The organism is Providencia rettgeri, from assembly GCF_023205015.1.
GTDB classification, from domain to species: Bacteria; Pseudomonadota; Gammaproteobacteria; order Enterobacterales; family Enterobacteriaceae; genus Providencia; species Providencia rettgeri_E.
In genome coordinates, this window is the sequence record NZ_CP096258.1 from 3,156,333 (window position 1) to 3,182,901 (window position 26,569).

The 26,569-nt window shown below is 40.0% G+C and carries 25 protein-coding genes and 1 riboswitch; of the genes, 10 read left to right on the forward strand and 15 right to left on the reverse strand.

All coding sequences use genetic code 11. From position 1 onward, the window contains the following. Position 1 precedes the first annotated feature (1 nt). The 4 genes from leuD to M0M83_RS14430 all read left to right on the forward strand — a co-directional run bounded on the left by leuD (position 2) and on the right by M0M83_RS14430 (position 4,821). Positions 2-607 carry a 3-isopropylmalate dehydratase small subunit gene (leuD, locus tag M0M83_RS14415; protein ID WP_248466803.1) on the forward strand — a complete coding sequence of 202 codons (606 nt, stop codon included), beginning with the start codon at positions 2-4 and terminating at the stop codon, positions 605-607. A gap of 473 nt (positions 608-1,080) precedes the next feature. Then, positions 1,081-2,760, forward strand: coding sequence for an HTH-type transcriptional regulator SgrR (sgrR, locus tag M0M83_RS14420; protein WP_248466804.1), 1,680 nt, complete (start codon positions 1,081-1,083; stop codon positions 2,758-2,760). Positions 2,761-3,320: 560 nt separating this feature from the next. Continuing rightward, positions 3,321-4,013, forward strand: coding sequence for a DNA mismatch repair endonuclease MutH (gene mutH / locus M0M83_RS14425; protein ID WP_248466805.1), 693 nt, complete (start codon positions 3,321-3,323; stop codon positions 4,011-4,013). Positions 4,014-4,089: 76 nt separating this feature from the next. Then, a complete protein-coding gene (locus M0M83_RS14430) occupies positions 4,090-4,821 on the forward strand; it encodes a TerC family protein (RefSeq protein ID WP_248466806.1) in 732 nt (243 codons plus the stop codon). Here M0M83_RS14430 and M0M83_RS14435 read toward each other — a convergent pair. Next, entirely contained in the window at positions 4,818-5,066 is a 249-nt protein-coding gene (locus tag M0M83_RS14435; RefSeq protein WP_213914187.1) for a helix-hairpin-helix domain-containing protein, read from the reverse strand. The two genes, M0M83_RS14430 and M0M83_RS14435, sit on opposite strands and share 4 nt — an antisense overlap. Positions 5,067-5,229: 163 nt before the next feature. Here M0M83_RS14435 and M0M83_RS14440 point away from each other — a divergent pair, with 163 nt between their 5' ends. Further along, positions 5,230-6,105 (forward strand): alpha/beta fold hydrolase, encoded by an 876-nt coding sequence (locus M0M83_RS14440; RefSeq protein ID WP_248466807.1) that lies wholly within the window; start codon positions 5,230-5,232, stop codon positions 6,103-6,105. Between the two features lie 64 nt (positions 6,106-6,169). On the opposite strand, the gene M0M83_RS14445 is transcribed toward M0M83_RS14440, so the two are convergent. From M0M83_RS14445 to speA, 3 genes are all read right to left on the reverse strand, one after another. Beyond that, the gene (locus M0M83_RS14445) at positions 6,170-6,949 is read right to left on the reverse strand and encodes an acetoin reductase (protein ID WP_102137372.1); all 780 of its coding nucleotides are present in this window, start codon (positions 6,947-6,949) and stop codon (positions 6,170-6,172) included. A 335-nt stretch (positions 6,950-7,284) separates the two neighbouring features. After that, complete coding sequence (gene speB / locus M0M83_RS14450) at positions 7,285-8,205, reverse strand: agmatinase (protein WP_125891435.1); 921 nt, start codon at positions 8,203-8,205, stop codon at positions 7,285-7,287. Positions 8,206-8,531: 326 nt separating this feature from the next. Next, positions 8,532-10,436 carry a biosynthetic arginine decarboxylase gene (gene speA / locus M0M83_RS14455; RefSeq protein ID WP_213914185.1) on the reverse strand — a complete coding sequence of 635 codons (1,905 nt, stop codon included), beginning with the start codon at positions 10,434-10,436 and terminating at the stop codon, positions 8,532-8,534. Between the two features lie 718 nt (positions 10,437-11,154). On the opposite strand from speA, the gene metK reads away from it, so the two are divergent. Next, positions 11,155-12,306, forward strand: a complete 1,152-nt coding sequence (gene metK, locus M0M83_RS14460) for a methionine adenosyltransferase (RefSeq protein WP_125891437.1) — start codon at positions 11,155-11,157, stop codon at positions 12,304-12,306. 70 nt (positions 12,307-12,376) lie between these two features. On the opposite strand, the gene M0M83_RS14465 is transcribed toward metK, so the two are convergent. The 3 genes from M0M83_RS14465 to M0M83_RS14475 are packed head-to-tail and all read right to left on the reverse strand — an operon-like array spanning position 12,377 to position 13,557. Next, positions 12,377-12,787 carry a DUF6691 family protein gene (locus M0M83_RS14465; RefSeq protein WP_248466808.1) on the reverse strand — a complete coding sequence of 137 codons (411 nt, stop codon included), beginning with the start codon at positions 12,785-12,787 and terminating at the stop codon, positions 12,377-12,379. A 4-nt stretch (positions 12,788-12,791) separates the two neighbouring features. After that, positions 12,792-13,229: a YeeE/YedE family protein gene (locus M0M83_RS14470; RefSeq protein WP_125891439.1), complete on the reverse strand. Its 438-nt coding sequence runs from the start codon at positions 13,227-13,229 to the stop codon at positions 12,792-12,794. A gap of 1 nt (position 13,230) precedes the next feature. After that, positions 13,231-13,557: an ArsR/SmtB family transcription factor gene (locus tag M0M83_RS14475; protein WP_213914182.1), complete on the reverse strand. Its 327-nt coding sequence runs from the start codon at positions 13,555-13,557 to the stop codon at positions 13,231-13,233. Positions 13,558-13,663: 106 nt separating this feature from the next. Between M0M83_RS14475 and M0M83_RS14480 the strand changes: the two genes are divergently transcribed. Then, complete coding sequence (locus M0M83_RS14480; protein WP_248468456.1) at positions 13,664-14,197, forward strand: SprT family zinc-dependent metalloprotease; 534 nt, start codon at positions 13,664-13,666, stop codon at positions 14,195-14,197. A 32-nt stretch (positions 14,198-14,229) separates the two neighbouring features. Here the strand turns inward: M0M83_RS14480 and M0M83_RS14485 are convergent, their stop codons facing one another. Further along, the gene (locus tag M0M83_RS14485) at positions 14,230-15,300 is read right to left on the reverse strand and encodes a magnesium transporter (protein WP_102137365.1); all 1,071 of its coding nucleotides are present in this window, start codon (positions 15,298-15,300) and stop codon (positions 14,230-14,232) included. A gap of 73 nt (positions 15,301-15,373) precedes the next feature. Continuing rightward, positions 15,374-15,546, reverse strand: a riboswitch (M-box (ykoK) riboswitch). Positions 15,547-16,140: 594 nt separating this feature from the next. On the opposite strand from M0M83_RS14485, the gene M0M83_RS14490 reads away from it, so the two are divergent. After that, on the forward strand, positions 16,141-16,377 hold the full coding sequence (locus M0M83_RS14490) for a HEAT repeat domain-containing protein (protein WP_102137364.1): 237 nt from the start codon (positions 16,141-16,143) through the stop codon (positions 16,375-16,377). 101 nt (positions 16,378-16,478) lie between these two features. Here M0M83_RS14490 and hcr read toward each other — a convergent pair whose 3' ends face one another. Both hcr and hcp read right to left on the reverse strand, forming a co-directional pair. Further along, the gene (gene hcr, locus M0M83_RS14495) at positions 16,479-17,483 is read right to left on the reverse strand and encodes an NADH oxidoreductase (protein ID WP_213914180.1); all 1,005 of its coding nucleotides are present in this window, start codon (positions 17,481-17,483) and stop codon (positions 16,479-16,481) included. Positions 17,484-17,559: 76 nt separating this feature from the next. After that, the gene (gene hcp / locus M0M83_RS14500) at positions 17,560-19,212 is read right to left on the reverse strand and encodes a hydroxylamine reductase (RefSeq protein ID WP_125891442.1); all 1,653 of its coding nucleotides are present in this window, start codon (positions 19,210-19,212) and stop codon (positions 17,560-17,562) included. Between the two features lie 305 nt (positions 19,213-19,517). Here hcp and clcA point away from each other — a divergent pair, with 305 nt between their 5' ends. Then, entirely contained in the window at positions 19,518-20,915 is a 1,398-nt protein-coding gene (gene clcA / locus M0M83_RS14505; protein ID WP_125891443.1) for a H(+)/Cl(-) exchange transporter ClcA, read from the forward strand. A 55-nt stretch (positions 20,916-20,970) separates the two neighbouring features. Here clcA and tehB read toward each other — a convergent pair whose 3' ends face one another. From tehB to M0M83_RS14530, 5 genes are all read right to left on the reverse strand, one after another. Next, positions 20,971-21,861, reverse strand: coding sequence for an SAM-dependent methyltransferase TehB (gene tehB, locus M0M83_RS14510; protein WP_213914178.1), 891 nt, complete (start codon positions 21,859-21,861; stop codon positions 20,971-20,973). A gap of 121 nt (positions 21,862-21,982) precedes the next feature. Next, positions 21,983-23,062: a linear amide C-N hydrolase gene (locus M0M83_RS14515; protein ID WP_248466809.1), complete on the reverse strand. Its 1,080-nt coding sequence runs from the start codon at positions 23,060-23,062 to the stop codon at positions 21,983-21,985. A 176-nt stretch (positions 23,063-23,238) separates the two neighbouring features. Continuing rightward, a complete protein-coding gene (locus M0M83_RS14520; protein ID WP_213914177.1) occupies positions 23,239-24,012 on the reverse strand; it encodes a topoisomerase IV in 774 nt (257 codons plus the stop codon). A 316-nt stretch (positions 24,013-24,328) separates the two neighbouring features. Beyond that, positions 24,329-24,907, reverse strand: coding sequence for a YceI family protein (locus M0M83_RS14525; RefSeq protein WP_125891447.1), 579 nt, complete (start codon positions 24,905-24,907; stop codon positions 24,329-24,331). 13 nt (positions 24,908-24,920) lie between these two features. After that, positions 24,921-25,478 (reverse strand): cytochrome b, encoded by a 558-nt coding sequence (locus M0M83_RS14530; RefSeq protein ID WP_125891448.1) that lies wholly within the window; start codon positions 25,476-25,478, stop codon positions 24,921-24,923. A 380-nt stretch (positions 25,479-25,858) separates the two neighbouring features. On the opposite strand from M0M83_RS14530, the gene M0M83_RS14535 reads away from it, so the two are divergent. Continuing rightward, positions 25,859-26,488 (forward strand): glutathione S-transferase family protein, encoded by a 630-nt coding sequence (locus M0M83_RS14535; protein WP_213914176.1) that lies wholly within the window; start codon positions 25,859-25,861, stop codon positions 26,486-26,488. The last annotated feature ends 81 nt before the right edge of the window (positions 26,489-26,569 follow it).

Consider the following 26,569-nt stretch of genomic DNA (forward strand, 5'->3'; position numbering starts at 1 on the left):
AATGATGGAAAAGTTTATTACACACGTCGGGATTGTCGCTCCTTTAGATGCAGCAAATGTGGATACTGATGCCATTATCCCTAAGCAATTTTTACAAAAAGTGACTCGTACAGGTTTTGGCCAACACTTGTTTAATGACTGGCGCTTTTTAGATGAGAACGGGCAACAACCTAACCCTGATTTCGTATTAAATAAGCCAGTTTTTAAAGGGGCAAGTATTTTATTAGCTCGTGAAAACTTTGGTTGTGGCTCATCTCGTGAGCACGCGCCTTGGGCATTAACTGACTTTGGTATTCAAGTGGTTATCGCCCCAAGTTTTGCGGATATTTTTTATGGTAACTCGTTCAATAACCAATTATTACCAATTAAATTAAGTGAAAGCGAAGTGGATGAGCTGTTTAATTATGTTAATAGCCATGAAGGTTGCCAATTTACGGTGGACTTAGAAGCCCAAACCGTGACCGCAGGAGATAAAACCTATCATTTTGAAATCGACAGCTTCCGCCGCCACTGCATGATGAATGGTTTGGATAGTATTGGTTTGACACTGCAACATGTCGACCAAATTAAAGATTTTGAAAGCAAGATCCCATCCTTTATGCAATAAATCCTTTTCTACGCCTACTTTGGTGGGCGTAGTTCCTCTTTTAGCTCTAATTCTCCAACTAAACCGCCTACTTCGCACCAAAAATGCGGAATTAATCCATCACTAAAAATTTACAATCCAAAATCACTTCCCCATTAATTTCTTCCTGTATAATTAATAACAAAATAAGATTTTTGCTTTTAACTGAACAATTTTTTCTAAATAGTTTGTGTTGTGGCAAGGCGGCAAACGAGGATATCCCTAGGAGCATACACCAGTATGTGACTAGGGTAGCGGAGTGAAGCCAACACAGCCACGGCGCAAAATATGACGAAAAAAAAGCCGGTAAAAACCGGCTCGGTGATAAACACCATTACTCTAAATGGGGGAGTCGGCCTGCAACATGCAGACCAAACGAGCTACTTACTGCCTTCTATTATCGTGAGATTTTAGGAAATTAAAATTGATGTATTTTTTGCCGGAGTTCCTCTTTTATGTCTAATTCGCGATTACAAACCCAATTTATTCGTCTCTGGCAGCACTTTAAAGGTCAAGACAGTGAAACCACCTTACAGGATATTGCTGATACGCTGTTTTGCTCTCGCCGTCATGTTCGGACGCTGCTTAATAATATGCAATCACAGGGTTGGCTTAGCTGGCAGGCAGAGTCTGGTCGAGGAAAACGCTCCACTCTTATTTTTCATGTTAATGGCTTAGAGCTACAGCAGGCACAGGCTGAACAATTACTCAAAGAAGAAAGTATTGAAAAATTAGTTGCACTGGTTGGTGATAAAGAAACTATTCGCCAAATGGTATTATCTGAATTGGAACGCAGCTATCGACAAGGTAAAAACCTATTACGGATTATTTATTATCGTGATTTCCCAACACTGCTTCCCGGTGCGCCAATGCGCCGCTCAGAAATTCACTTGATGAGCCAAATATTTAATGGCCTTACCCATATAAATGAGGAAAAAGGGGAAGTGGAAAATGGCCTTGCCCACCATTGGCAGTCTATCAGTGAGACCCAATGGCGTTTCTATTTACGCCCCGCTATTTATTTCCATCATGGGCGAGAGATGGTTGCTGACGATATTATCTATTCCCTTTTACGCTTAAAAACCTGTTGGCCTCTGTTCTCTCATATACAATCCGTCAGCTCACCACACCCTTATGTTATTGATATCACGTTAAGTGAGCCTGATAAACAGCTGCCTTGGTTGTTAGGCAGTCATCATGCGGCTATTTTACCGAAAGAGTGGAAGAGCCTCGAGAACTTTAGCCGTTGCCCGATCGGTACTGGCCCTTATCAAGTAGAAAAAAACTTGCCACAAAAGCTGACTATCACAGCTTTTGACCGCTATTTTGGTTATCGTGCGCTACTTGATGAAGTGACTATTTGGGTGGTTCCTGAACTCTCAGAACAAATGGTTTGCACCACATTAAAAATGGATGGTGATAAGCACCATAATGGCTCCCTCGAAAGCCGTATGGAAGAAGGCTGCTATTTTCTGTTAATGGACCAGCGTTCACCTATTACTCAGCGTGAGGATGTCCGTAAGTGGTTGTGTAGCTTTTTAACCCCTGTGAACCTTCTTGCTCATTGCGAACCCTTTTACCAGCGCCATTGGGCGCCCGCTTATGGTTTATTGCTCCATTGGCACCACAGTAAAATGCTCACGTTATTCCCTAAGCCTAATGATTTGACTGAACTGACAGTGACTTTTTATCGCAACCACCATGAGTTCTATGCGATTAGCCAAATCATGAAACGCGTGTTACAAACACAAGGGGTGGAACTCAAGGTCAATATTATTGATTACGATGATTGGTTTAATGGCAATGGGCAAAGTGATATCTGGTTGGCAACCGCTAACTTTTTTAAACCGCTTGAGTTTTCCATTTTTGCTACCTTGTACGAAATGCCGTTATTACGCCAATGCCTTAATAATCCCCTTAGTGATGAACTTAATCTATGGCGGAATAACCAATTAGATGTTGAAGCTTGGTGTGAAAGCTTAATTGACTCACAAATTTTTCACCCCATCTTTCATCATTGGCTTGAACTACAAGGCCAAAACACCATGCGCGGTGTAAGGATGAACACCTTTGGCTGGTTTGATTTTAAATCCGCCTGGTTTAAACCATCTGAGGATAACCTAGCAAAATATTGATAGTTATAAACAGGTAAAATGAATAATAAGGATGTTATTCACTTTTTCTGTGGATATCCATGTGAACAACCTCATGGTAATCAGGGTATATCCCCAAGTCACTTTTTTATCAAAAAAAATAAAAATTAAATAACTACTGATAAATCAAATAAATAAATAACAAAAAATCCGTTTATCCACTGATTATTTTTTTGACTAAAATGCTTAAGACTTCAACTGAGCAAAGATCAAACAACGTTGTATTTATCCACAAGATATGTGCTTAACTTACTCACATTCTGTGATTCTCGTCATAAAAACCGTTTCGTCAAGGCTGTAAATACACACAGTAATCTCGATTTTTCACAGTTATCCAGAAATCCTGTGGATAACCTAGTGCATGATCCTGTGATTATCTCGGGATGAACTTGAATAACCTCTGTAATAATTTATAATTTAGATAGACAAATAACATTATATTCATATATATCATACAGTTAAAAACACCATGGAAAAAGTGTTATACTTCTTAGGTTATATGTATTTCCACTGGCTACTTTTTATACATTATTATTTAAACCATGACGCCATTTATTGCACCACCACCACCACCACCTGATAACGAAGCAACCTTAATGAGCCGAGCGCAAGCTCTTGCTGGCTATACGCTAGGTGAGCTTGCCCAACATGCGGCGATCCCTATTCCCCCTGATCTCAAGCGCGATAAAGGCTGGGTTGGCATGTTATTGGAGTATTATTTAGGTGCGAGCGCGGGCAGTAAGGCAGAGCAAGACTTCGCCCATATTGGTATTGAATTAAAAACGATCCCGATTGACCGTCATGGTGCGCCACTCGAAACCACCTTTGTTTCTGTTGCGCCATTAACGGGAAATAGCGGCTTAACATGGGAAAATAGCCATGTTCGCCGCAAACTGTCCCGAATTTTATGGTTCCCTATCGAAGGGGAAAGACAAATTCCACTTTCACAGCGCAGAGTCGCAAACCCATTAATTTGGAGCCCTTCTCCGTTAGAAGAGCAATTATTACGGCAAGATTGGGAAGAGTTAATGGATCTCATTGTGTTAGGCAAAGTTGAAAGCATCACTGCACGTTATGGGCAGGTATTACAAATTCGCCCTAAAGCAGCAAACAATAAAGCACTCACTGAAGCTATTGGGGAGTTTGGTCAACCCATTATGACGCTACCACGTGGTTTTTATCTCAAAAAAGATTTTACCGCGCCCTTATTAGCACGGCATTTTAATATACGTTAGTCGCTAACCATCGCCTGTACCTGAGCAGACGATAAATAATTATCACTGTTTAATTCGTTAATTAGAAGGTACCAAGATGTTTGAGTGGATACTAGACCCCAATGCCTGGATGGCATTAGCCACACTAACCCTATTAGAAATTGTCCTAGGCATCGACAATATTATTTTCCTCAGTATTGTGGTGAGCAGACTTCCTGACCACCAGCAAAATAGTGCCAGACGGACTGGGCTTATTGCTGCAATGGTGATGCGCCTGACGTTACTGGCTTCTATTGCGTGGTTATCTCGCCTTACTACCCCACTTTTTACGGTTGCTGACCATGTGGTCTCCGCACGCGATCTCATATTATGCGCAGGCGGTATATTCCTTATTTGGAAAGCAAGCCAAGAAATTTTTGAAACCATTGAAGGAGAAGGTGAAAGTCATCTGGCGAACAAAAGAGTGAGCTCATTTTGGGGGGCTATCATACAAATTGCTTTATTAGACATTATCTTCAGTTTAGATTCAGTGATCACCGCAGTGGGGCTTTCAGACCATTTATTTATCATGATGGCAGCGGTTGTTATCGCGGTACTCATTATGATGCTTGCAGCCAAACCTATTGGTGACTTTGTTGAACGTTACCCTTCCGTCAAAATCTTGGCCTTATCATTTTTGATTTTAGTTGGCTTCACATTGCTGCTTGAAAGTGTTCAAGTCCATGTTTCTAAAGGCTACATTTATTTTGCTATGTTTTTTTCTATGGCAGTGCAAGTTCTCAATATCTTGCGCAGCAAAAAATGGAAAACCAGAAACCAAACCGATTAAGATGACAATCTAATCGCCTGTTTAGCCGCTAAAATAGCCCCCTCTACCGCGTTTTTCGCTTGTGGGCTATTTTTCCAGCAACTTGAGCCTGTTAATGCGGCACCAGAGCTCAAAATTTCATCATAGGAGGCTTCACTCAATTGTGCGAGTGAGCTAAAACCCATTTGTTCCAAGCGGCTAATTACCGTGGGCCCGACACCCTTGACGGCCAATAAAATCTCTTTTTCTGATTCGGAAAATGCCATTTGACGATCCTCTTGTGAATGAATTTATATTTATTAAGCTAATATTTTGCATTTTACCTATTTAATACTTTAAAATTGCAACTATAACAATGCCAGTTTTAATAATTATTAACTGACCTATCTTATCACCCCATCTGTACCTGCTTTGTGTTAGGAATTCACCATGTATAACGCACCACTGACTAACCCACATCAACACACGATGCAATTACCTGATAGCCGACAATTTTGCTGGTTTGAATCAGGTCCTAAAACAGGCTTCCCTGTTATTTTTTGTACCGGTGCGGGCATGAGTGGTTCATTAGGATTTGGTTTGGATTTACTCGAACGACTAAACATTCGTTTGATTGTTCCTGAACGTGCGGGGCTTGGTGACTCAACATTTCACCCTGAAAAATCATTAAAAAATTTTGCTCTGGATGTTCAAGCGCTGTTAGATGAGCAATCTATTACTCAATATTCTGTCGTCGGTTTTTCTCAAGGTGCTGTTTTTGCCATGGCTATCGCTCACTATTGCCAACCTATTTCACTGTCTATCGTGTCAGGGCAAGACCAATTTGAATACCCTGCAACTCGTGCAATACTCAGTGCTGATATCGTGAACATGCAAGAGCAAGCCCTTAACAGCCCTGAAGCGCTGTCAGATTGGCTATTAAAAAATGTCACCGGCGAGTGGCTGTTGGCATTTATTCTTAATTGCAGCGCAGAAATCGACCAACAACTCTACAATGAAGAACATTTCCTTGAAGCATATAGCCATTGCATGCGACGTGCTTTCGCCCAAGGCAACCAAGGTTATGTTCAAGACTTATTGATTGCATTACAGAACTGGGAATTCACCCCTGAAACGACCCGCGTACCTGTCTCTTTATGGTATGGCGAACTCGATATGAGCACTGTTCATTCCCCTGATTTTGGCAAAATATTAGCCGGCCGTTTTCCCAATTGCCGACATCATTTGTTAAGTCATGAGGGAGGCTCCCTACTGTGGACACAAGCGGAAGCTATTTTAACCGATATTCAGCAGCACGCCGCATAAACAAAAACCGCGATGAGTTATTCATCGCGGCTATTTATTTACACCCTAAATTCACATAAGTGAATTAACGATAGACAATTCCACCGTCAGTCAAAATAGATTGACCAGTAATATAGTCAGAATCATCGCTTGCTAAGAATGCCACTAGACCCGCGACATCATCAGGGGTTTGAGCACGACCAAGCGCGATCCCTTCAACATATTTTTTGTAAGTCTCGCCTTTTGGTGCACCTGTAATTTCAGCAAAGCGCTCATCAATCTCCACCCACATATCTGTACCAACAATACCAGGGCAATACGCATTTACGGTGATCCCTGAGCTTGCGTATTCTTTGGCTGCGGCTTGGGTTAACGCGCGAACGGCAAATTTCGTGGCAGAATACACACCTAACATCGCAAAACCATCATGCCCTGCAATTGAGGACGCATTGATGATTTTCCCTTTATGTTTACGCTCTTGGAATTTCTCGCTCGCTGCTTGAATACCCCACATGGTGCCATCCACGTTAATTTTGAAGATTAAATCCATATCTTCTTGGCGAACATCAGCGATTGGCTTAACTTGTGCAATCCCTGCGTTGTTAATCATTACATCAAAACCACCTAACTCAGCTTCTGCATGAGCCACCGCAGCAAAAACTTGGTCACGTTGACTGATATCTGCGGCAAATGTTGTTACTTTACGGCCTAACGCTTCAATTTCTTTGGCAACATCTTGTAGCTTGTCTTTTTTCAAATCCACCAGTGCGATATCAGCCCCTTCTTTCGCTAAACGCAATGCAATACCACGACCAATACCCTGCGCTGCACCAGTAACTAAAATAACTTTATTATTTAACGCCATACTTATCTCCTACTGAATAATAGCCAAATTGACTAGTCCACCCACTCCAATAAGTTAACAACAATAACAATAAGTTACAAAACAATGATTTTCACCTACCATTCCTAACTAATAAAAAACATTTCACTATTAAGACTATGAATATTTTTTGTTTACCAAAGAAAAAGGCATAAATAATGAAATTCGAAGATATTTTTTAATAAAAATCATTCTCAATAAGATAAACAAAAAATGCTATATCTTTAACTTTGTATGATTAGCAAACGATTTGCTGAGATTTGTGTATAAAAAAGCCACCGAGTAGGTGGCTTATGAACACATAAAACTTAGATTGTTTATTTTTTAGCAGCTTGAATATACAACATTTCTAATGCGATAGACGCAGCGGCTAATGCTGTGATCTCAGATTGGTCATAAGCTGGAGCTACTTCCACTAAATCCATACCGACGATATTTAATGACTGTATTCCACGCAATAATTTCAACGCGCGATCTGACGTTAATCCCCCAATAACAGGGGTTCCTGTTCCCGGTGCAAAGGCTGGATCGAGGCAGTCAATATCGAAAGTCAGATAAACAGGCATATCGCCAACAATCTCTTTGATCTGTGCAACCATGTCATCCACACTGCGATCATTCACCTGAGCTGCATCCAGTACAGTAAAACCATTGTCACTGTCATGTTCAGTACGAATACCAATTTGCACCGAATGATTTGGGTCGATTAGGCCTTCTTTTGGCGCATGATAGAACATGGTTCCGTGGTCAAATTTACTACCATTGCCATAAGTGTCAGTGTGTGCATCGAAATGAACTAAGGCCATTTTACCAAAGTGTTTCGCATGAGCGCGCAGCAATGGCAGTGTGACAAAGTGGTCCCCCCCAAAGGTCAAGCAACGTTTACCTGATCCAAGCAGTTTTTCAGTATGGGCTTGCAGCTTCTCACTCATATCTTGTGCATCACCGAAAGCAAACACCACATCACCACAATCAACGACATTCAAACGGTCTGTTAGCTTGAAATTCCAAGGCCAACGGTGGCTTTCCCATGCAAGATTCGTGGAAACTTGGCGAATTGCAGCTGGCCCATGGCGGCTACCCGCACGACCAGAGGTTGCCATATCAAACGGTACACCGGTGATCACCCACTCTGCATCTGAGCTATAAGGCTGAAAGTTCAGGGGAAAACGTAAAAAACCAAATGCATTAGAAACCAGTGAGTTATCAACTTGATTGCCTAAAGTACTATTAATCATTTTAGTTCCTCAAAATAGGCCTGCTCGTTAGCAAGCCCTTTTAATATTCACTTCGAAGGGTTTTTACCTAATTAACTTCGCACAGTATAAATAATAAACAAATCATGTTATTTGCACAAAGTTATTATCTGTTCAGTATCTTAATACGTTATGACTCATATAGTGCGCTATGACATATATAGAACCCTATGACACAATTAATGCGCTAAATAGTTCGTGCTGTCGCTAGGCGGCAAAATGCGCTAAGCCCTAAGAGCATACATAAGTATGTGACTAGGGTTGCCGAGCGTAGCCAACACCCCCACAGCACGAAATATGTCGCGAATTTATTCGTCTTCGAGATAAGTATACCCATATAGGCCATTCTCGAACTCTTCGACAAAGTCTTTTTGCAGTTGCTCACTCAAACCCGTGCCTTTTACTTGCTCTGTAAAGCTTTCTAATAGTACTTCAGGCACTAGTTTGACGTATTGCAGCATGTCAGCAACTGAGTCGCCCTCTTCACTTTGCAAATAACGCAGGTTACCTTGGCTATCGACCCAGACATCTATCGCGGCAGTATCACCAAATAAGTTATGCATATTACCTAAAATTTCCTGATACGCCCCAATCATAAAGAAACCTATCATAGGCGGGTTTTCAGGGTCGTAGGCAGGCATTGGCATAGTAGTTTCAACACCATCACCATCAACGTAATGGTCAATAATACCATCAGAATCACAGGTGATATCTAACAATACCGCACGACGGTCTAATGGTTTATCTAAACCTTCAATCGGTAATACTGGGAAAACTTGGTCGATTCCCCAAGAGTCTGGCAGCGATTGGAATAAAGAAAAGTTCACATAAAACTTATCAGCCATGCGCTCTTGAAGTTCGTCGATAATTGGACGATGAGCACGGTTACTTGGGTCGAGATCTTGCTGGATACGACGGCAAATATTCAGGTATAGCTCTTCTGCCCATGCACGTTGAGTCAAATCTAACACGCCGTGTGCATACTGAGTATGCGCTTCTTGTAAGTCGAATTGGCTATCATGCAACCATTCGCGTAATGAACGGCTATTGCCCTGATGCTGCATTGACTCCCAGGTTTCCCATAAGGAAATTAATGAACGCGGTGCATCCTCATGAGGTGGTGTGGTTTTGGTAAATTCATTGCGTTCAACCCCAATCACATTGGAGACTAAAACCGTATGATGAGCGGTCAATGCTCGGCCTGACTCCGTGATCACCGTTGGGTGCGGTAAATTAAACTCCTCACACGCATCCCCAATCGCCCAAATGACGTTATTGGCGTATTCATTTAAGCCATAGTTAACGGAGCAATCGGATTGAGAACGTGTACCTTCATAGTCAACACCAAGGCCACCGCCCACATCAAAGCACTGGATATTGACACCTAAGCGATGCAATTCCACATAAAAGCGGGCTGATTCACGAACCCCAGTGGCGATATCGCGAATATTGGCCATCTGAGAGCCTAAATGGAAATGAAGCAACTGCAAACTATCTAGGCGATTTGCATTGCGTAAAATTTCCACTAATTGTAATACTTGGGTTGCAGCCAAACCAAATTTAGATTTTTCACCACCACTAGCTTGCCACTTACCTGAACCTTGAGAAGCCAAACGGGCGCGAACCCCTAAGCGAGGTGTGACATTCAAGCTTTCCGCTTCTTTTAACACCATCTCAATTTCAGACATTTTTTCGATAACAAGGTAGACCTTGTGGCCTAATTTTTCCCCAATTAGCGCTAATCGGATATATTCACGGTCTTTATATCCATTACAGACAATAACGGTTTGTGTTTTGCCTGCATTCGCTAAAACTGCCATTAACTCCGCTTTTGAGCCAGCTTCAAGCCCTAACGGCTCCCCTGAATTCACTAGCGATTCAATCACTCGACGTTGCTGGTTAACTTTTATTGGATAAACCAGAAAGTAATCGCCTTTATAGCCATAAGACTCACGTGCGCGTCTAAATGCTGCGTTTATTGAACGTAAACGATGCTGTAAGATTTGCGGGAAACAAAACAGTGCAGGTAAGCGTAAATGCTCCTGCTCTTCTTTCACTTGATAAACAAGGTCAGCTAAATCAACAAAGGTATCAGGGTTCTCAGGATTCGGGCAAACACAGACATTTCCGCGCTCATTCACCTGATAGTAACCACCACCCCAATACGCGATGTTGTACGTCTGACGCATTTTGCGAGCGATATTATCATTCATAATAAACTCCTTTATGGAGGGGTGAGTGACGCGTTCTCCTTCCTGATGTATGTCAGTGAAGACATAACACTGCAAGGCAGTTATGTTGGGGAAACGGCAATACTCAGATTTTAATAAAAAGTGCTTAGAACTTCTAAACAGTGACAATATACGACCTTAAGCTGACAGATTAATGACTCAGCCTCGAAGGTGTATTAAAGATGTGACGGTAACTTCGTGATGAAGTAAAGAATGACAGGAAAGTAAATGCCAAAGTCACGCGGCGGTCCGCATATGACGGTTGGATACTGTTATTCAGTAGATTATGGATCATTACCCATTAACCCCCAATATAACTGTTTACCCTTTTTAAATTTCAATGTGGTAGCACTATTTTGGCAGGTTGACCTGTTGATTTAAGCTATATCACTTTGTTTTTTATTGAAATTCAAAAGCTTATAAACATTCCTGATAGATAGCAGTCATTTTATATTATCCTGCTGGTATATAACGGGAAATAACAACCATCCGTTACGGTCGCAGTTTATACATCTATTACGCTCAAAAAGCAAAACCAAAATGACTAAATTGCGATAAAACTTTACCTATTGCTGTTTTATGTCTCTATTCGTTTTTTGTATAAATACAGGTAGAAATTTTTACTGTATGGGACTAAAATAGCCGTCTAGATGTTAAAACATCCAATTATAAATTTGCGAATTCTTAAGGTATTAATCTCATGGCTACACATCTCTTTACTTCTGAGTCTGTATCAGAAGGGCATCCAGATAAAATTGCTGATCAAATCTCTGACGCAGTACTTGATGCTATTCTGGAACAAGACCCGAAAGCTCGCGTTGCCTGCGAAACCTACGTCAAAACAGGTATGGTAATGGTCGGGGGAGAAATCACCACCAGCGCTTGGGTTGATATTGAAGAAATCACGCGCAAAACTGTTCGCGAAATTGGCTATACCAGTTCCGAAATGGGCTTCGATGCCAATTCATGTGCCGTTTTAAGTGCGATCGGTAAACAGTCGCCCGATATCAACCAAGGTGTTGACCGTGTAGACCCATCAGAACAAGGCGCGGGTGACCAAGGCCTAATGTTTGGTTATGCAACCAACGAAACTGATGTATTAATGCCTGCTCCTATTACTTATGCACACCGCTTAGTGCAGCGCCAAGCAGATGTTCGTAAAAATGGCATATTGCCATGGTTACGCCCAGACGCGAAAAGTCAGGTTACTTTCCAATACGATAACAATAAAATTGTGGGTATTGATGCCGTTGTTTTATCTACTCAACATTCTGAAGATATTCAACAAAAAGACCTGCATGAAGCCGTGATGGAAGAAATCATCAAGCCAGTTCTACCTGCAGAATGGTTATCAAAAGAGACAAAATATTTTATTAACCCAACGGGCCGTTTTGTTATCGGTGGGCCGATGGGTGACTGTGGATTAACTGGCCGTAAAATCATTGTAGATACCTACGGTGGTATGGCTCGCCATGGTGGTGGGGCATTCTCTGGTAAAGACCCATCAAAAGTTGACCGTTCAGCTGCCTATGCAGCACGTTACGTGGCAAAAAATATTGTCGCAGCAGGCCTTGCGGACCGTTGTGAAATCCAAGTTTCTTATGCTATCGGCGTCGCGGAACCTACCTCGATTATGGTAGAAACGTTCGGTACCGGTAAAGTTGATGAGTCGCTGTTAATCCAATTAGTTCGTGAATTCTTTGACTTACGTCCTTACGGCTTAATCAAGATGCTTGATTTATTACACCCTATTTACCAACAAACTGCTTCATATGGCCATTTTGGTCGTTCTCAGTTCCCTTGGGAAAAAACGGATAAAGCTGAAGCATTACGTGCCGCTGCGGGCTTGTAATTACTTTAGTCTATAAATTACATACAAAAACCCATCATTTGATGGGTTTTTTATTGTTCATAATTCGTGATTAATTTTTTTGCGTAAACTGGAAAATAGCCATTCCAGCAACCATCGCTAATGTAAATATTATTCCTTGTATTATTCCCATTCCTGTTAATAATAATGCAGGTCCGGGGCAGATCCCGGCGAGCCCCCACCCAACACCAAATAACACGCTTCCAGTGACTAGTTTTTTATCAATCGTTTGATTGGTTGGGATTTGTAGTGGGCAATTCAGCACACTAACAGAGCGTTTTTTGACCCATAAAAAAGTTATTCCACTAATTACCATTCCAACAGCCATCGTAATTAATAAAGAAGGATCCCACGTCCCAGTAATATCTAAAAACGCTAAAATCTTTGCTGGATTTCCCATTCCAGCAATGACTAATCCTAGGCCAAATAATAGCCCTGAAATTAATGCGATAAGAATAGGCATTGCGTTATCTCCCTATCCCATAATGGTTGGCTAGTGCGACCGTCACAAAAGCAACGATCATAAAAAGCAATACTGCAACAATGGAACGACGGGACAACCTTGCCATACCACAGATCCCATGACCGCTAGTACAGCCACTTCCCAGCCGTGAGCCAAAGCCGACAAACAACCCAGCTAAAACTAAAATAGGTGTGCTGGTCGCAATGTTAACTTCGGGTGTATACGCCAACCAAGTAAATAACATTGGAGCGCTCATCAGGCCAATAATAAAAGCCACTTTCCATGCAGTATCCCCCTTAGTCGGTTTCAATAACCCGCCTAAGATACCGCTAATACCGGCTATTCGGCCGTTAAACACTAACAAAATAGCAGCGGCTAATCCAATCAACACGCCCCCCACTGCAGCAGATAATGGCGTAAAATTAGCCCAATCTATGGTCATTTCATTTCTCCTTCACGGGGCAATAAAGCTGATATAACATATTGAGCAGCGTAAATAATTTCTCATCTGCAATCGCATAGTAAATACGCTTCCCTTCTCGGCGCGTCATCACTAAACCTTCATTACGCAATACCGTTAATTGTTGGGAGAGTGTCGGTTGTAATATTCCTAGCTGCTCTTCTAACTCACTAACGCAAGTTTCACCCTGTGTTAATTGGCATAGTAAAATTAAACGATCTGGATTCCCTAGTGTTTTCAATAATGAAGCCGTTTCTGACGCGGCCTGCTTCATCGCTAACAGTTGCTGTTCAGAGTTATTATTGTCCATATGTTATTTCTAATTTACATTATATAAAAATACAATATATCTTTTGATATAATATATGTCAATTATTGCTTGTTTATATCCATTATCTTCACGTATCCTTTACCCCATGAAAACAATTCGTGTTCCACTCTTTTTACAGCAACAAGTCATGCGCACATTGCGCGAAAAACTCGTACTTGCAGAACATAAACTCGAACAGTCATTTTCAGAGCCAACGGTTAATTACAAACAACGGGGGACAACTGCAGGTAGTGCTTATTTAAAAGAATGGGAGATCCGCCTTAACCCCAGTTTACTCATCGAAAATACAGAGCAATTTATTGATGAGGTTGTGCCTCATGAATTAGCTCATTTGTTGGTTTTTCATATATTTGGGCGTAAGGGTATCGCACCACATGGCAAAGAATGGAAATGGATGATGCAACATGTACTGGAAGTCACGGCGAAACGAACACATAACTTTGCGGTTACAACAGTAAAAAGTAAAACATTTCGCTACCGCTGTGCCTGTGAAATGACCCATGAATTAACCATACGCCGTCATAACAAAGTGTTACGTGGTGAGAACCAATATTTATGTCGAAAATGTGGGGAAGTGTTAAAACAAGAAGAGATTTCTATCGCTGCGGCAGAAAATTAGTTTTTCTGCCGCATCAAGTTTGAGGTGTGCGCTTAAGCAAACTCCGTCATCACTAATTTTGCGATTTCAAAGTAGATAATTAAGCCAGTTCCATCAATAAAAGTCGCAATGAACGGTGCAGAAACAACTGCTGGGTCCACTTTTAACTTCTTCAATACCATTGGAATAATTGAAGAAACAACCGCACTCCACATTGTAATAGCCACGATGGTTAAGCTAACCACAATAGTGACCTCGTGGCCTACACCTAAAATCCACGCACGGATTAATGCAGCACCACCGATAGTCACCGCCACTAAAAATGAGGTAGAGACCTCTTTCTTCAAAACGGTACCAAGGTTACGTAAACTCACCTCGCCGAGCGCCATTGCACGAACTAATGTCGATGTAATTTGTGTTCCACTATTACCGCCTGTACCAATCAACAGTGGAATGAAAAACGCTAACGAAATCGCGGCTTCGAGTTGTTCTTCAAACGCTTTTAACACTGTTCCTGTATAGGCTTCGGCCACAAATAGCATCAATAACCAAACGACGCGTTTACGCCATAGAGTTACAGGGCTTGTCGTTAAGTAAGGCTCATCTAACGGGGTGGTCGCACCTTGTAACTGCGCATCAAGTGTATTCTCATCTTCAATCAATTCGGCGATATCTTGCGGACGCAAAACACCCATTAATTTGCCAAATTGCACCACAGGTATCATATCTAAACCACTATGGTTAATCAGGTCATAAACATCATGACGCGATTGTTCTGGGGCAACAGAAAAATAATTGTGTCGCATGATATCAGACACTAATAAATTTTCAGGTGAAGCTAATAATGATTTGACTGAAAGAATACCATTTAAATAATTGTCGTTGTCGACAACAAATAAATAGGTTGGAATTTGCTCGCCATCAAGATGCTCAATAAGATTTTGTTTCACGCAAGCTATTGAGTCTGCGACAGATACTGGCAAATATGATTGACTCATATAAGCACTTACTGTTGCATCATCAACTTTTGGTGATTGTGTATTATTGTCTTTGAGGCGTGCGCCTTTCATTGCGGATTGAGCAATAGCAACTGCTCCCGCTTTGTTCTGGGTAGTGAATGTCATTTTTTTAGTCCCTATTACTGTTGGTTACTCAAACAGTACTCACATAGGGGCGAAACCAGATGAGAGAATGCAAAAGCTATCTCTTCGTCTCGGTTTTAGCACTATACAACGTATCCTGACTTTAGCAGGAAGTTACATGGGGATATACCTTCGGTCGATATATCCTGTCCTGATCTTGGGCGTCTCTCGACGTCGTCAGATCAGTAACCTATGTTTGTATAGGAGCCTCGCCTAACGAGATACTGCACTTTGGATGCGGCGCGAATTATACCCACTGGTGAATTAATTGCCACCCTATATCTACGTTTTTTTACGCATGGAAAACTTATTGTTTAAGTTCCGTTTAAGTTCATATGAATTACATCTACATAATGTAATAAAATGTAACTAGCAATAAAATTAGATATTCAAATTAAAATAAATATATTTAGTGACTTCCCTACAACCAATTCTTTGATAAATCAAAGTAAGATCTGTAATATTATTTAACAAATCTTATCGATAATTAGTCAAAACTTATTCTTCCATTTACCTTATAATACAAAAATAACAACATAAAGGAGTACACCTAATTAAATATAAACAACACACCTTATAAGAGTATTCGCGATAACTAATGCTAACTGACGATTGGTTTTTTATATTAACAATGCGCAAATAAACAAATAATGAAATAATGAAATAAGAAAATACACTTACATCGCTATTTAAATCGATATTGTTATTGAAAAGCATTTTTTTAGATTGTTAATATTTAATATCAGGCATCAATTTAGTATTAAATATTACGGGAATTATCTTAGAATATTTTTTATTTTATTTAACAGTGAAAGTTTTATTATGGATAAAGTAATTGTTGGAATGTTAACGAATTTAACATTTCGCGTAAACGATGAAATCAAAATTGCAGCTATTTCAGCTTTAGGTGATTTTAAAGCAACGATTGAATACAATGATGCCATCATTCGGATCATAGAGTTATGTCAAGATCCAAACAAAGAAGTGGCTGTATCAGCAATTAATACGCTGAGTAAGCTATCTATTTATTTTCTACGTGGTTCACTACCAGAACATTAATTACACTCTCATTTTGAGTATTGTAAATAATGACTATGATCTATTTTATAATACTGTCCCATTAATAATCTAATGAGACAGTTTGCATATATTAAACTAATTTACGCTATTTCAGTGTTACCTTGTAATTGGCAGCTGCAAGCTAAAACATAACCTTCAGCGATTTCTGCTTCAGTTAATGTCATTGTACTTGTTGTTGTGTAATTCCCTGACAACACTTTTGTTTTACAGCTTCCACAAACCCCTGCTCGGCAAGCCGCTATAATCGGTTGTTTATTTTGCTCTAGTGCGGATAATAAAGTCGTTCCCACTGGGACTTTAAAATCAACCAATCGTTGGCGAATTTTCAACGTAAGAATATCTTCACTATCAACAATATCGGGTTCAGTAGAAAAACGCTCCATAAAGAAATGTTCAGCAGGAACACCTAAATTCGCAGCAAATTGCTGTGCATTTTTCATATAAGGCACAGGCCCACATGTCATTACAATTCGTGAATCAATATCGGGTACTAAAGCTTTCAATTTCTCTTCAGTTAAACGCCCTTGAGCAACATCGCCATTATCGGGAGTTTCTGGCATAACACACAATTGCAATCGTTCTGGGTATAGCCGAACCAACTTTTGCCACTCCTGCGCAAAAATAACTTGCTTATCGTCACGAACATTGAAAAGTACTTTTACATGAGAACTCGGGCGATTCACCATCAGCCAACGTGTCATTGACATAATCGGTGTCACACCACACCCAGCCGCTAACATCAAATACTGAGTATTTTTTAGATTAGCACACGTGAATTCCCCTTGTGCTTCAGAAAGCCAAAGATAGTCGCCCTCTTTAACCGAACGTGTTAGCCAATTTGACCCTTGACCATCATCTAACCGCCTGACAGTAATGGATATAAATCGACTTTGTCCCGGTGATGATGAAAGAGTGTAAGCACGCATGACATCATCACTATTTTTAATACTCACCAAGGCATATTGACCTGGCGAATACGTATAAAAATCATGATTGATAAGGTTGATTGTCCAGACATCCGGTGTTTCTTGGATAATCGAATGAACTTGCATTCTATTTGGACATAAACTGCTTGGCATGGTCATCGCGCTACTCCTTTAAAGGGGGGTCGCTGCCCCCGTCTTTCACATCGTTTTTAAGCTTTTTCTATCGTTTTATTGATCATGCAGGTAAGATTTCTGCCAGATCTTGCTCAACCGTCGTAATACTACGCATGCCAAACTTCTCGTTTAACACATTTAATAAGTTTTCAGTTAAGAAACCCGGTGCTGTTGGGCCGGTGTAAATATTTTTTACACCCAACGCTAATAATGTTAAAAGGATGACAATCGCTTTTTGCTCAAACCAAGACAGGATCAAACTCAATGGCAAATCATTAATACCGCAACCAAGTTTTTCTGATAGATTCACCGCAAGCATAATTGCAGAGTACGCATCGTTACATTGTCCCACATCCAGTAGGCGTGGCAGCCCTTCTAATGTACCGAAATCTAATTTGTTAAAACGATACTTACCACAAGCAAGTGTCAGGATTAAGCAATCTTCAGGCACACTACGCGCAAAATCTGTGTAATAGCTACGCTCACCACGGCTACCATCACAACCACCGACAAGGAATACGTGACGCAATTTTTTCTGTGAAACTAAATCAATCACCGCATCTGCCGCACCTAACAGTGTTTGGCGACCAAAACCAACGGTAATTTTGTGCTCGATTTCGGTGTACGGGAAACCAGTAAGTGACTGCGCCTGAGCGATCATTGCAGAAAAATCATCGCCCACTAAATGTTTTGCCCCCGGCCAACCCACAATACTACGCGTCCAGATACGGTCTTTATAATCACCAACATCAGGATCAATGATACAGTTGGATGTCATCAAGATAGACCCAGGGAATTTTGCAAATTCCACTTGCTGATTTTGCCAACCACTACCATAGTTACCGACTAAATGAGGGTATTTTTTCAGTTCTGGGTAACCATGTGCTGGCAACATTTCTCCGTGGGTATAAATATTGATACCCATACCTTCGGTTTGTTCTAACAACATTTTTAAGTCTTTCAGGTCATGGCCTGAAATCAAAATACATTTCCCTGCAACTGGGCGAACGTTAACTTCCGTTGGTGTTGGGTGACCAAATTCGCTCGTTTCACCTGCATCCAGAATTTCCATAATTTTGAAATTCATCAAACCAATTGCCATGGCATTATCAAGCAGCTCACTCATATCAGATGGCAATGTTCCAAGCCAAGCCATAATTTCATGATATTGCCCATAAACATCATTATCATACTGGCCTAACACATGGGCGTGTTCCATATAGGCAGCTGCACCTTTTAAGCCATACAGACATAACATACGTAAACCGTGAATGTCTTCACCGACTTCAGCTTTATCAATATCTAATGAAAATTGAGCCGCTTGTTCCTGCAAAGTTGGAATATCTGTCCCATTTAATTGCAAATTAATTAATGGGTGATTAAAAGCCACTGCGCTATTCACGGATAAGCAATGTTTAATTAATTTATCACGTAAATAAATAGCTTCACGGGCATAACCAATAATACGCTCTGAATCAAAGTTGACGTTGGTTAAGGTAGAGAAAAATGCGCGTGGAGCAAAACTATCAATATCATGGTCGATTATGCCCAGTGAGCGGGCAGTGACTGCGCTTGCAGATAAGCTTTGCAATACAGCAACTAATAAATCTTGTAGGTCAGATGTTTCTGCTGTTTTACCGCACATACCCTGCGCGTATGCACAGCCATTACCAGCTGGAGTTCTAATTGTTTGTTCACATTGCACACAGTACATGTTATTAGCCTCTTAAAGTTGCATTTTAAATACAACATTAAGACTACGCTCTTTATTAGAATAAAAAAGCGGAATTATTCGTTATTTCACTGTTTATTGATCTATATTAATATTCGTTGCAAATGAGAACTATTAACGATATTAAAAGTATGCTATTCGTGCTTCTTAGTTTTATTTTTCACCTTTCTTGCTTAAATCCCCTATTTTGCATTTTATTTTATTCCTGATAACGTTCTTACGATAACTCTTGTTATACTTACCTATAAGTGTTTGTTATTCCATCGTATAAAGAGAATCCAATAAAGATGAGCCAAGTAAATTCAGTAAGTAAATCTATGATGAAAAATCGATTGCGGATTTTTAAACGGTTAAAAGAATCAGATAAAACACCTTTAAAGATCTTACTACTCGCTGCACTGATTGGTGCAGCAGTCGGCCTCATCGGTTCTCTATTTGAAATAGGAACAACTTGGATTAGTAACTATCGCGTTCAATCGGTGAGTGAATGGGTTGCCCCAAAATGGCTAATGGTTGTTGGGATGTTTTTTATCTCGGCACTTCTTGCCATGTTAGGTTACTACCTGGTTAAACGGTTCTCTCCTGAGTCAGGTGGCTCTGGGATCCCAGAAATTGAAGGCGCATTACAGGATTTACGCCCTGTAAGGTGGTGGAGAGTCATTCCCGTTAAGTTTATTGGTGGATTAGGGACATTGGGCTCAGGTATGGTATTAGGACGAGAAGGGCCAACCGTACAACTTGGTGCGAACCTGAGCCAAATGTTCTATGATTTATTTCGTTTAAAAGATAATGAGTCACGCCACACCTTGCTTGCCTCTGGTGCAGCGGCAGGTTTATCCACGGCATTTAATGCCCCTTTAGCCGGTATTTTATTTATTATTGAAGAAATGCGCCCACAATTTAAATACAGTTTAATTTCAATCAAAGCGGTATTTATTGGTGTTGTTACTTCCACTATTGTCTATCGGTTAATTAATGGAGAAGCTATTGTATTAAATATCGGCCAATTTTCTTCTGCACCGATGAATACTTTATGGCTTTATTTAATTTTAGGATTAATGTTTGGTGTTATCGGTATCTGTTTTAATGGTTTTTTATTGTACCTACAAAGTAAATTTTTAGCATTTTACCAAAATAAAATTTCTCGCTTTGTCTTCATGGGCGGGTTAATTGGTGGTGGCTGTGGTGCAATTGGTGTTTACCTACCTGAAATTGTTGGTGGGGGTTATTCAGTGATCCACCAGATGGTTGCAGGCCAATTCACCATCACATTGTTATTCATATTTTTTGCTTTACGGTTTTTAACTTCAACGATCAGCTTTAGCTCAGGGGCTCCAGGGGGCATTTTTTCCCCTTTACTTGCCCTTGGAACCTTATTTGGTGGTGTTTTTGGTTATGCTGCCCTCGAAATATTCCCTAATTACCAAATTGAAGTGGGAACTTTCGCTATTGCTGGTATGGGTGCTTTATTTGCCGCAACAGTCAGAGCCCCATTAACTGGTATAGTTTTAGTTTTAGAAATGACAAATAACTACCAGTTAATCTTACCGATGATTATTACCTGCATTGGCGCCACAATGGTGGCTCAATTTTTAGGAGGCAAACCGCTTTACTCTGTATTGTTGGAAAAAACTTTAGCGCGTAGCGAAAAAGAAACAGCGAATACCGTTGCTAACAAACCTTAAAAATAAAAAGAGTTGCCGTTGGTGGCAACTCTTTTTGAAGATAATGAATTCTAGTTTATTTCTTCTTCGCAATGAGTGTCGCGAAGTTTAATTTTATACGATTACCTTGTGGATCCGTGCGGTGTAAGTGCCCAGGGTTTTCATTATATTTCAAAATATCCCAATCTTTATAATACCCTTCTAACTCCCCAGGTTTTAAGAAGCATTTAAATGGCACTAAATCCAGTGGCGCATCTGGTGTTTCAACGGCACATACAATAACGTTAATTCCTCCTGTTAATGTATGTTCTTGCATATTGGTGATCACATTTGCAATTTTTTCTCTTTGCAAGAACATCAATACAACAGTGGAAATAATAAGTTCATAATCCTCTTGTATCTGGTGACTATTGATGTCGTAAACCGCTGTATGAATATTTTCAACTCCGGCTTGTTTTTTAACAAAGTCAATAGCTTGGATATGTTGAGGGTTGATATCTACCGAGGTCACGTCGTACCCCTGCAAGGCAAGATAAAAACTATTGCGACCCCGCCCTGAACCTAAATCCAATGTTTTACATGGCTTACTGAGGTGATTCTCACACAAATAACGCACTTCTGAATGGGGGATCGTTAACCCGTGCTCTTTATAAAATTTCAGTTCTGATTTGCATAAAAAAGCGAGCTGGCATTCCATATCATCACTACACGCGGAAATACGGTGCCAAACTTGAGGTTCGATAATAGGCGGCTGGTTATGAATATCAAAGGTAAAGTGTTGCTCGCTGCCATCTTCATTAAAAATGATAAAGTCTAAAGAGCCTTTTAGCACTTTCAACTGTGCGTATGTATCCTCTTTTGTATTATGGCGCTCTTGGAACATTAACGGTAAGGACGTTTTATTCCAAACTGGCATAGTTTTGTAACACACGAGATCATTCATATCATCACCACCAATAAGTTGCATTTTAAATACATCTTATACCGTTAGTTTGCTATCTGCAAAACATTCATGAATAAACTATCAAAGACTTGATTCATATCAACCCCCTAAAGGTGAAGGAGGCTGATATGCTTTATAAGTGATATTAATAACTTAATTGTTCCGCACTTAACCCTAAGAATTCAAAAGGTTTTGAAACTACATAATTGTTGGTCGCATCCCCTGAATAGATATGGCTCTGCTCTTCACCAAGATCCAATTTTTTCACTTTTCCCGTTTCAGCCGAGAAGTCAATTTTGGCTAAATCAGTCCAAAAAATATTTGGCGTTAATGCCGATTCAAAAAAGTAAAGCTGGCGTTTATGGTCAACCAATGTTCGCCAACGTGTTGATGAGATTTCAGGCGAGCTTTCGGACGTCAATCCGTAAGGAACTGACACATTACGTACCACACTGAAAACACTAGCTACCGCTTTATTAGGTGTTGTTTTTTGAGGGATTGCATTAATATAAAACTGAGCGCGAGCATATCTATCAGCAGAACGATTAGTCCCCGGCAACATGACAGTGCCACCAATACCTTGCCAATATTCCTGCATTGCTAATTGCTTTTCATAAGCCGGTGAGTTAGTCATCACTTGATATTTGCGGCCATGATGAATGACCTGCTTACCATCAATATATTCAATAATTGCGCTATCGCCACTCGCATCTGATAATGACAAATGCAACGTTGCTAATCTATCTTGTCCCGGGACATTATCCGTTGCGACGACAAGTGGATTTTTTTCTAGGTCAGCGACCGCCTCTTCAACTGTCGCATAATTATCTAGAACATATTGCGCCCATAAAGATATCGACAATGCCGGTTGCTTGTTATCGAGTTGAGGGTATTTTGATTCCGCAAGCCACAGTAAATTAGCAACAAGGCCTTCCTCGTTTACGCCATCAGTCGTTGAAATGTCATAACCCGAGGCTATCACACTACCGTATTTTGATTTCCATTTTAAAGAGTTAGGCCCTGCAATACCGTCACGCTCCATGCCTCGAGGAAAGATCCATAGATTAGTACCGATATCATATTTCCAATCCATTGTTCTTCCGGTCATTATTTGTTCATTTTCACCTAAATAAACAACTCGAGTACAAGCTTGGCTTACTGTAATCGGCATTGATATCGCTGCAGTTGCGGCCAGTGCTACGATACTTTTTTTAATAAATTGCATGCCATCTCCAAAATAGTCAAAAATAAATTTACATAATAAGCATACTACATAAATACGAACTATTTATGCTCAAAAGAACAATGTATTAAAAATAACTTCGATTAACACAATGAAATATAATACTTAATGACACAAAATGGCACCCACATTACCCCGTGCCATTTTGCTAAAAAGAGTTAATTGTTTACTGATGAAAATAAAGAACGCAACAATGCGGCCTTCTTCGGATTATCTGGAATAGATAATATTTCATCATAAAAACTGATAGAAATACGGCAAGCTAATGCAGGAGACTTTTTCCCTGCCTCTAAATTCCCGAGGATTGCAGTATCTGCACCATACTTTGCAGAAAGCCCGCTAGCGAGTTGCGTTAACTCATCCGAATACTCTTTCGGGGACATCAATGCCTGTTTAACACCAGCCTCACTTGAAATTAAGAGTTCATTGGTTGCCTGAATTTGTTTCAACAAAACAGATTGGCTTTTCTGCGGAGGAATAATTTCTGCAGTTTCCCTTAGGTGCGGAAATAATGAATAAAAACATGTTTTCCCTGTTGGATCTTCTTCCAATAAGATTTTCAAGTAATCATTCACTCTGCTAGTAAAATTAATCACGGAATCATCAGAGGCATATTCCATTCGTTCGAGTACTAACTTCATGACATTGCCAACAACCTGATCAAATAGTTGACGGCGTAAATCTTCATTAGTTGGGTCGTATTGTGTAATTAGGTGCTCAAAGCTTTGATAGGTTTCAGGGCTTATTTTCCTAACCGTCGCGATAACCGGCAGTTCTTTTTCAACTTGAGCAAGTGCTTCTGAATGAATGGCACTGTTATTTTCTGTAGATAACACATTGTTATCTTTGCTTAGCCAATAAAAACCGAATGCAAATGCAATAAAAATAATACTAACAATTAATGCGGTTTTACGTGAGTTATTTGTATTCAAAGTTACCCTGCCTTTTCTTGGTAAAACGGTTCCCCACAAACACTTTCAAGCTGATTATATATTGCAAAACTAATGCATATAATGTCATGGCATCTAAAAACGCTAATCTTCGCGTATCTAGAGTGTTACTCCATGAATTGACCTATAAAAAGTGATAATGTTTATTTTAGCTTGTATCAAAGTCATCTAGCTATAGGAATAAGGGAAATTGCGAGGTTAAGACGAGGGAATTTGCCACAAAGAGGCAATTAATAATACGTTGGATATAAAAAACCTTCAGGCCTCAAGAGCCCGAAGGTTTTTTATGGCAAAAATCTTATTTAACTTGAACACCTTCAACTGAAATCAACAATTCTGCTTCTTGAGATTTAGGGCCCAAATCAGATTTGATGTTAAATTCTTTCAGTTTGATATTACCTTGAGCTTCAAAGCCTGCACGGTATCCACCCCAAGGGTCTTTACCTTCACCCATTAATTTAGCATCTAAGGTAATTGGTTTCGTGACTCCATTTAATGTGAAATCACCGGTAATTTTGTAAACATCACCGTCTTTCTTCACTTCTGTTGAAACGAATTTCGCTTCAGGGAATTTTGCTGCATTTAAGAAATCACCACCGCGTAAATGTTTATCACGCTCTGCATGGTTAGTATCAATGCTGCCAGTCTTGATAGTCACTTCAACTTTATCTTTTGATGGATCTTTTGCATCATAAGTAAAAGTCCCATCAAAGTCTTTAAAGCTACCATATACCCAGCTATAGCCTAAATGCTGAATACGAAATTCAATAAACGCGTGTTGGCCTTGCTTATCAAATTGGTAAGTTTCTGCTAATGCTGAACCAGCCGTTAAAAAAAGTGCACCAGTAGCCAGACCAAGAACCGTTTTCTTCAACATAATTATCTCCACGTTACTTATCGGGGTTAAAACCCAACATTCTTTTTAATGTAATATCACGATCAAAAAAGTGATGTTTAAAAGCTGCAAAAGCATGCAACACTGATAATAAAACCACTGCCCAAGCTAAATATAAATGGACCTCACCTGCGGTATCCGCTTGTGTTGCAGCACCCGTAAATAGTGCAGGCACATCAAACCAACCAAATACACTGATAGGCTGCCCATCAGCGGTTGAGATTAAGTAACCGCTGATCAAAATACTGAATAAAATAATATAAATCAGAATTTGAACAATAATAGAGCTAGCTTTCGTTAATTTACTGTAGCTTTCTAATGGCTTCGGCGGCGGTGAAATAAATCGCCAAATCACACGAAATGCCATAACAATAAATAATAATATTCCTATACTTTTATGTATCTCAGGAGCTTGGTGATACCAACTATCATAATAGCCTAGTGTCACCATCCATAAACCTAAAGCGAACATTCCATATACGACAATTGCGACCAGCCAATGTACGAGCAAAGAGATATGCCCATAGCGGCTTGCATTATTTTTCCATTGCATGATAAAAACCATTTCAAGAAGAAGGTAATATTTTATTAACTAAGCCGTAATAATCATAAGGTGAAATTAATTTTATTCCTATCCCAAAGTTAAACAAATATTTTGTTGAAGATATTCAAATACGATCAACATAATGAAAAATAGATTACTATTTGATTTTGTCCAGTTTTCATTATAAAAGTTAAATAAAGTTTCTTCCACTTTTGTAAATGGTCGTAACTAAATACTTAGCTAATTATTTATTAATTCCAATTAAATCTAACTTATACTTAATAGATATACGTTATTATCGACAAAATAACGTTTGTAGCTCGGCCTTTTCCACCATAAATTGGTATCCTTTCATTTAACATTGTGAATCGACTAACAGGTTAAATACTATGTATAAACTTTGGATAGCGAATAAAAATTATTCTTCATGGTCACTGCGCCCGTGGGTTTTATTAAAGGTATTACAAATCCCGTTTGAAGAAAATGTGTGTTTATTTGAAAATGGCAAAAATAGCCATGAAAAATTCAGTCGTTTTTCTCCTACCGGTTTAGTTCCTTGTTTAATCGATGAAAAACAAACAGTATGGGATTCTTTAGCCATTTGCGAATATGTTGCAGAAGATTATCCACAAGTCTGGCCAAAAGAGCGAAAAGCCAGAGCGTGGGCGCGTAGTGCAAGTGCAGAAATGCATTCCGGTTTTGGTACCTTGCGCCAGCAATGTCCAATGAATGGCGCTCATCATTCACCTCTTGATAATATTTCAATTGAATTACAAACTGACTTAAACCGATTGCAGACATTATGGCAAGATGGCTTGAACCAATTTGGTGGTCCTTGGCTTGCAGGCCGCGAATTTACGGCTGTTGATGCCTTTTTTGCACCCGTTGCCTTCCGAATTCGTAGTTATCACTTACCGGTAAGCCCAGCAGCTAAACAATGGGTTGACCGAATTTTAGTTTTACCCGCAATGAAAGAGTGGCATGAAGCCGGCTTACAAGAACCAAATATTGAGCATTGAAATGGACGAATAAGGAGGCATTATGTGCCTCCTTATTATTTGATGAGAAAAAAATCACCTGCTCGAACATCAAAATTAATA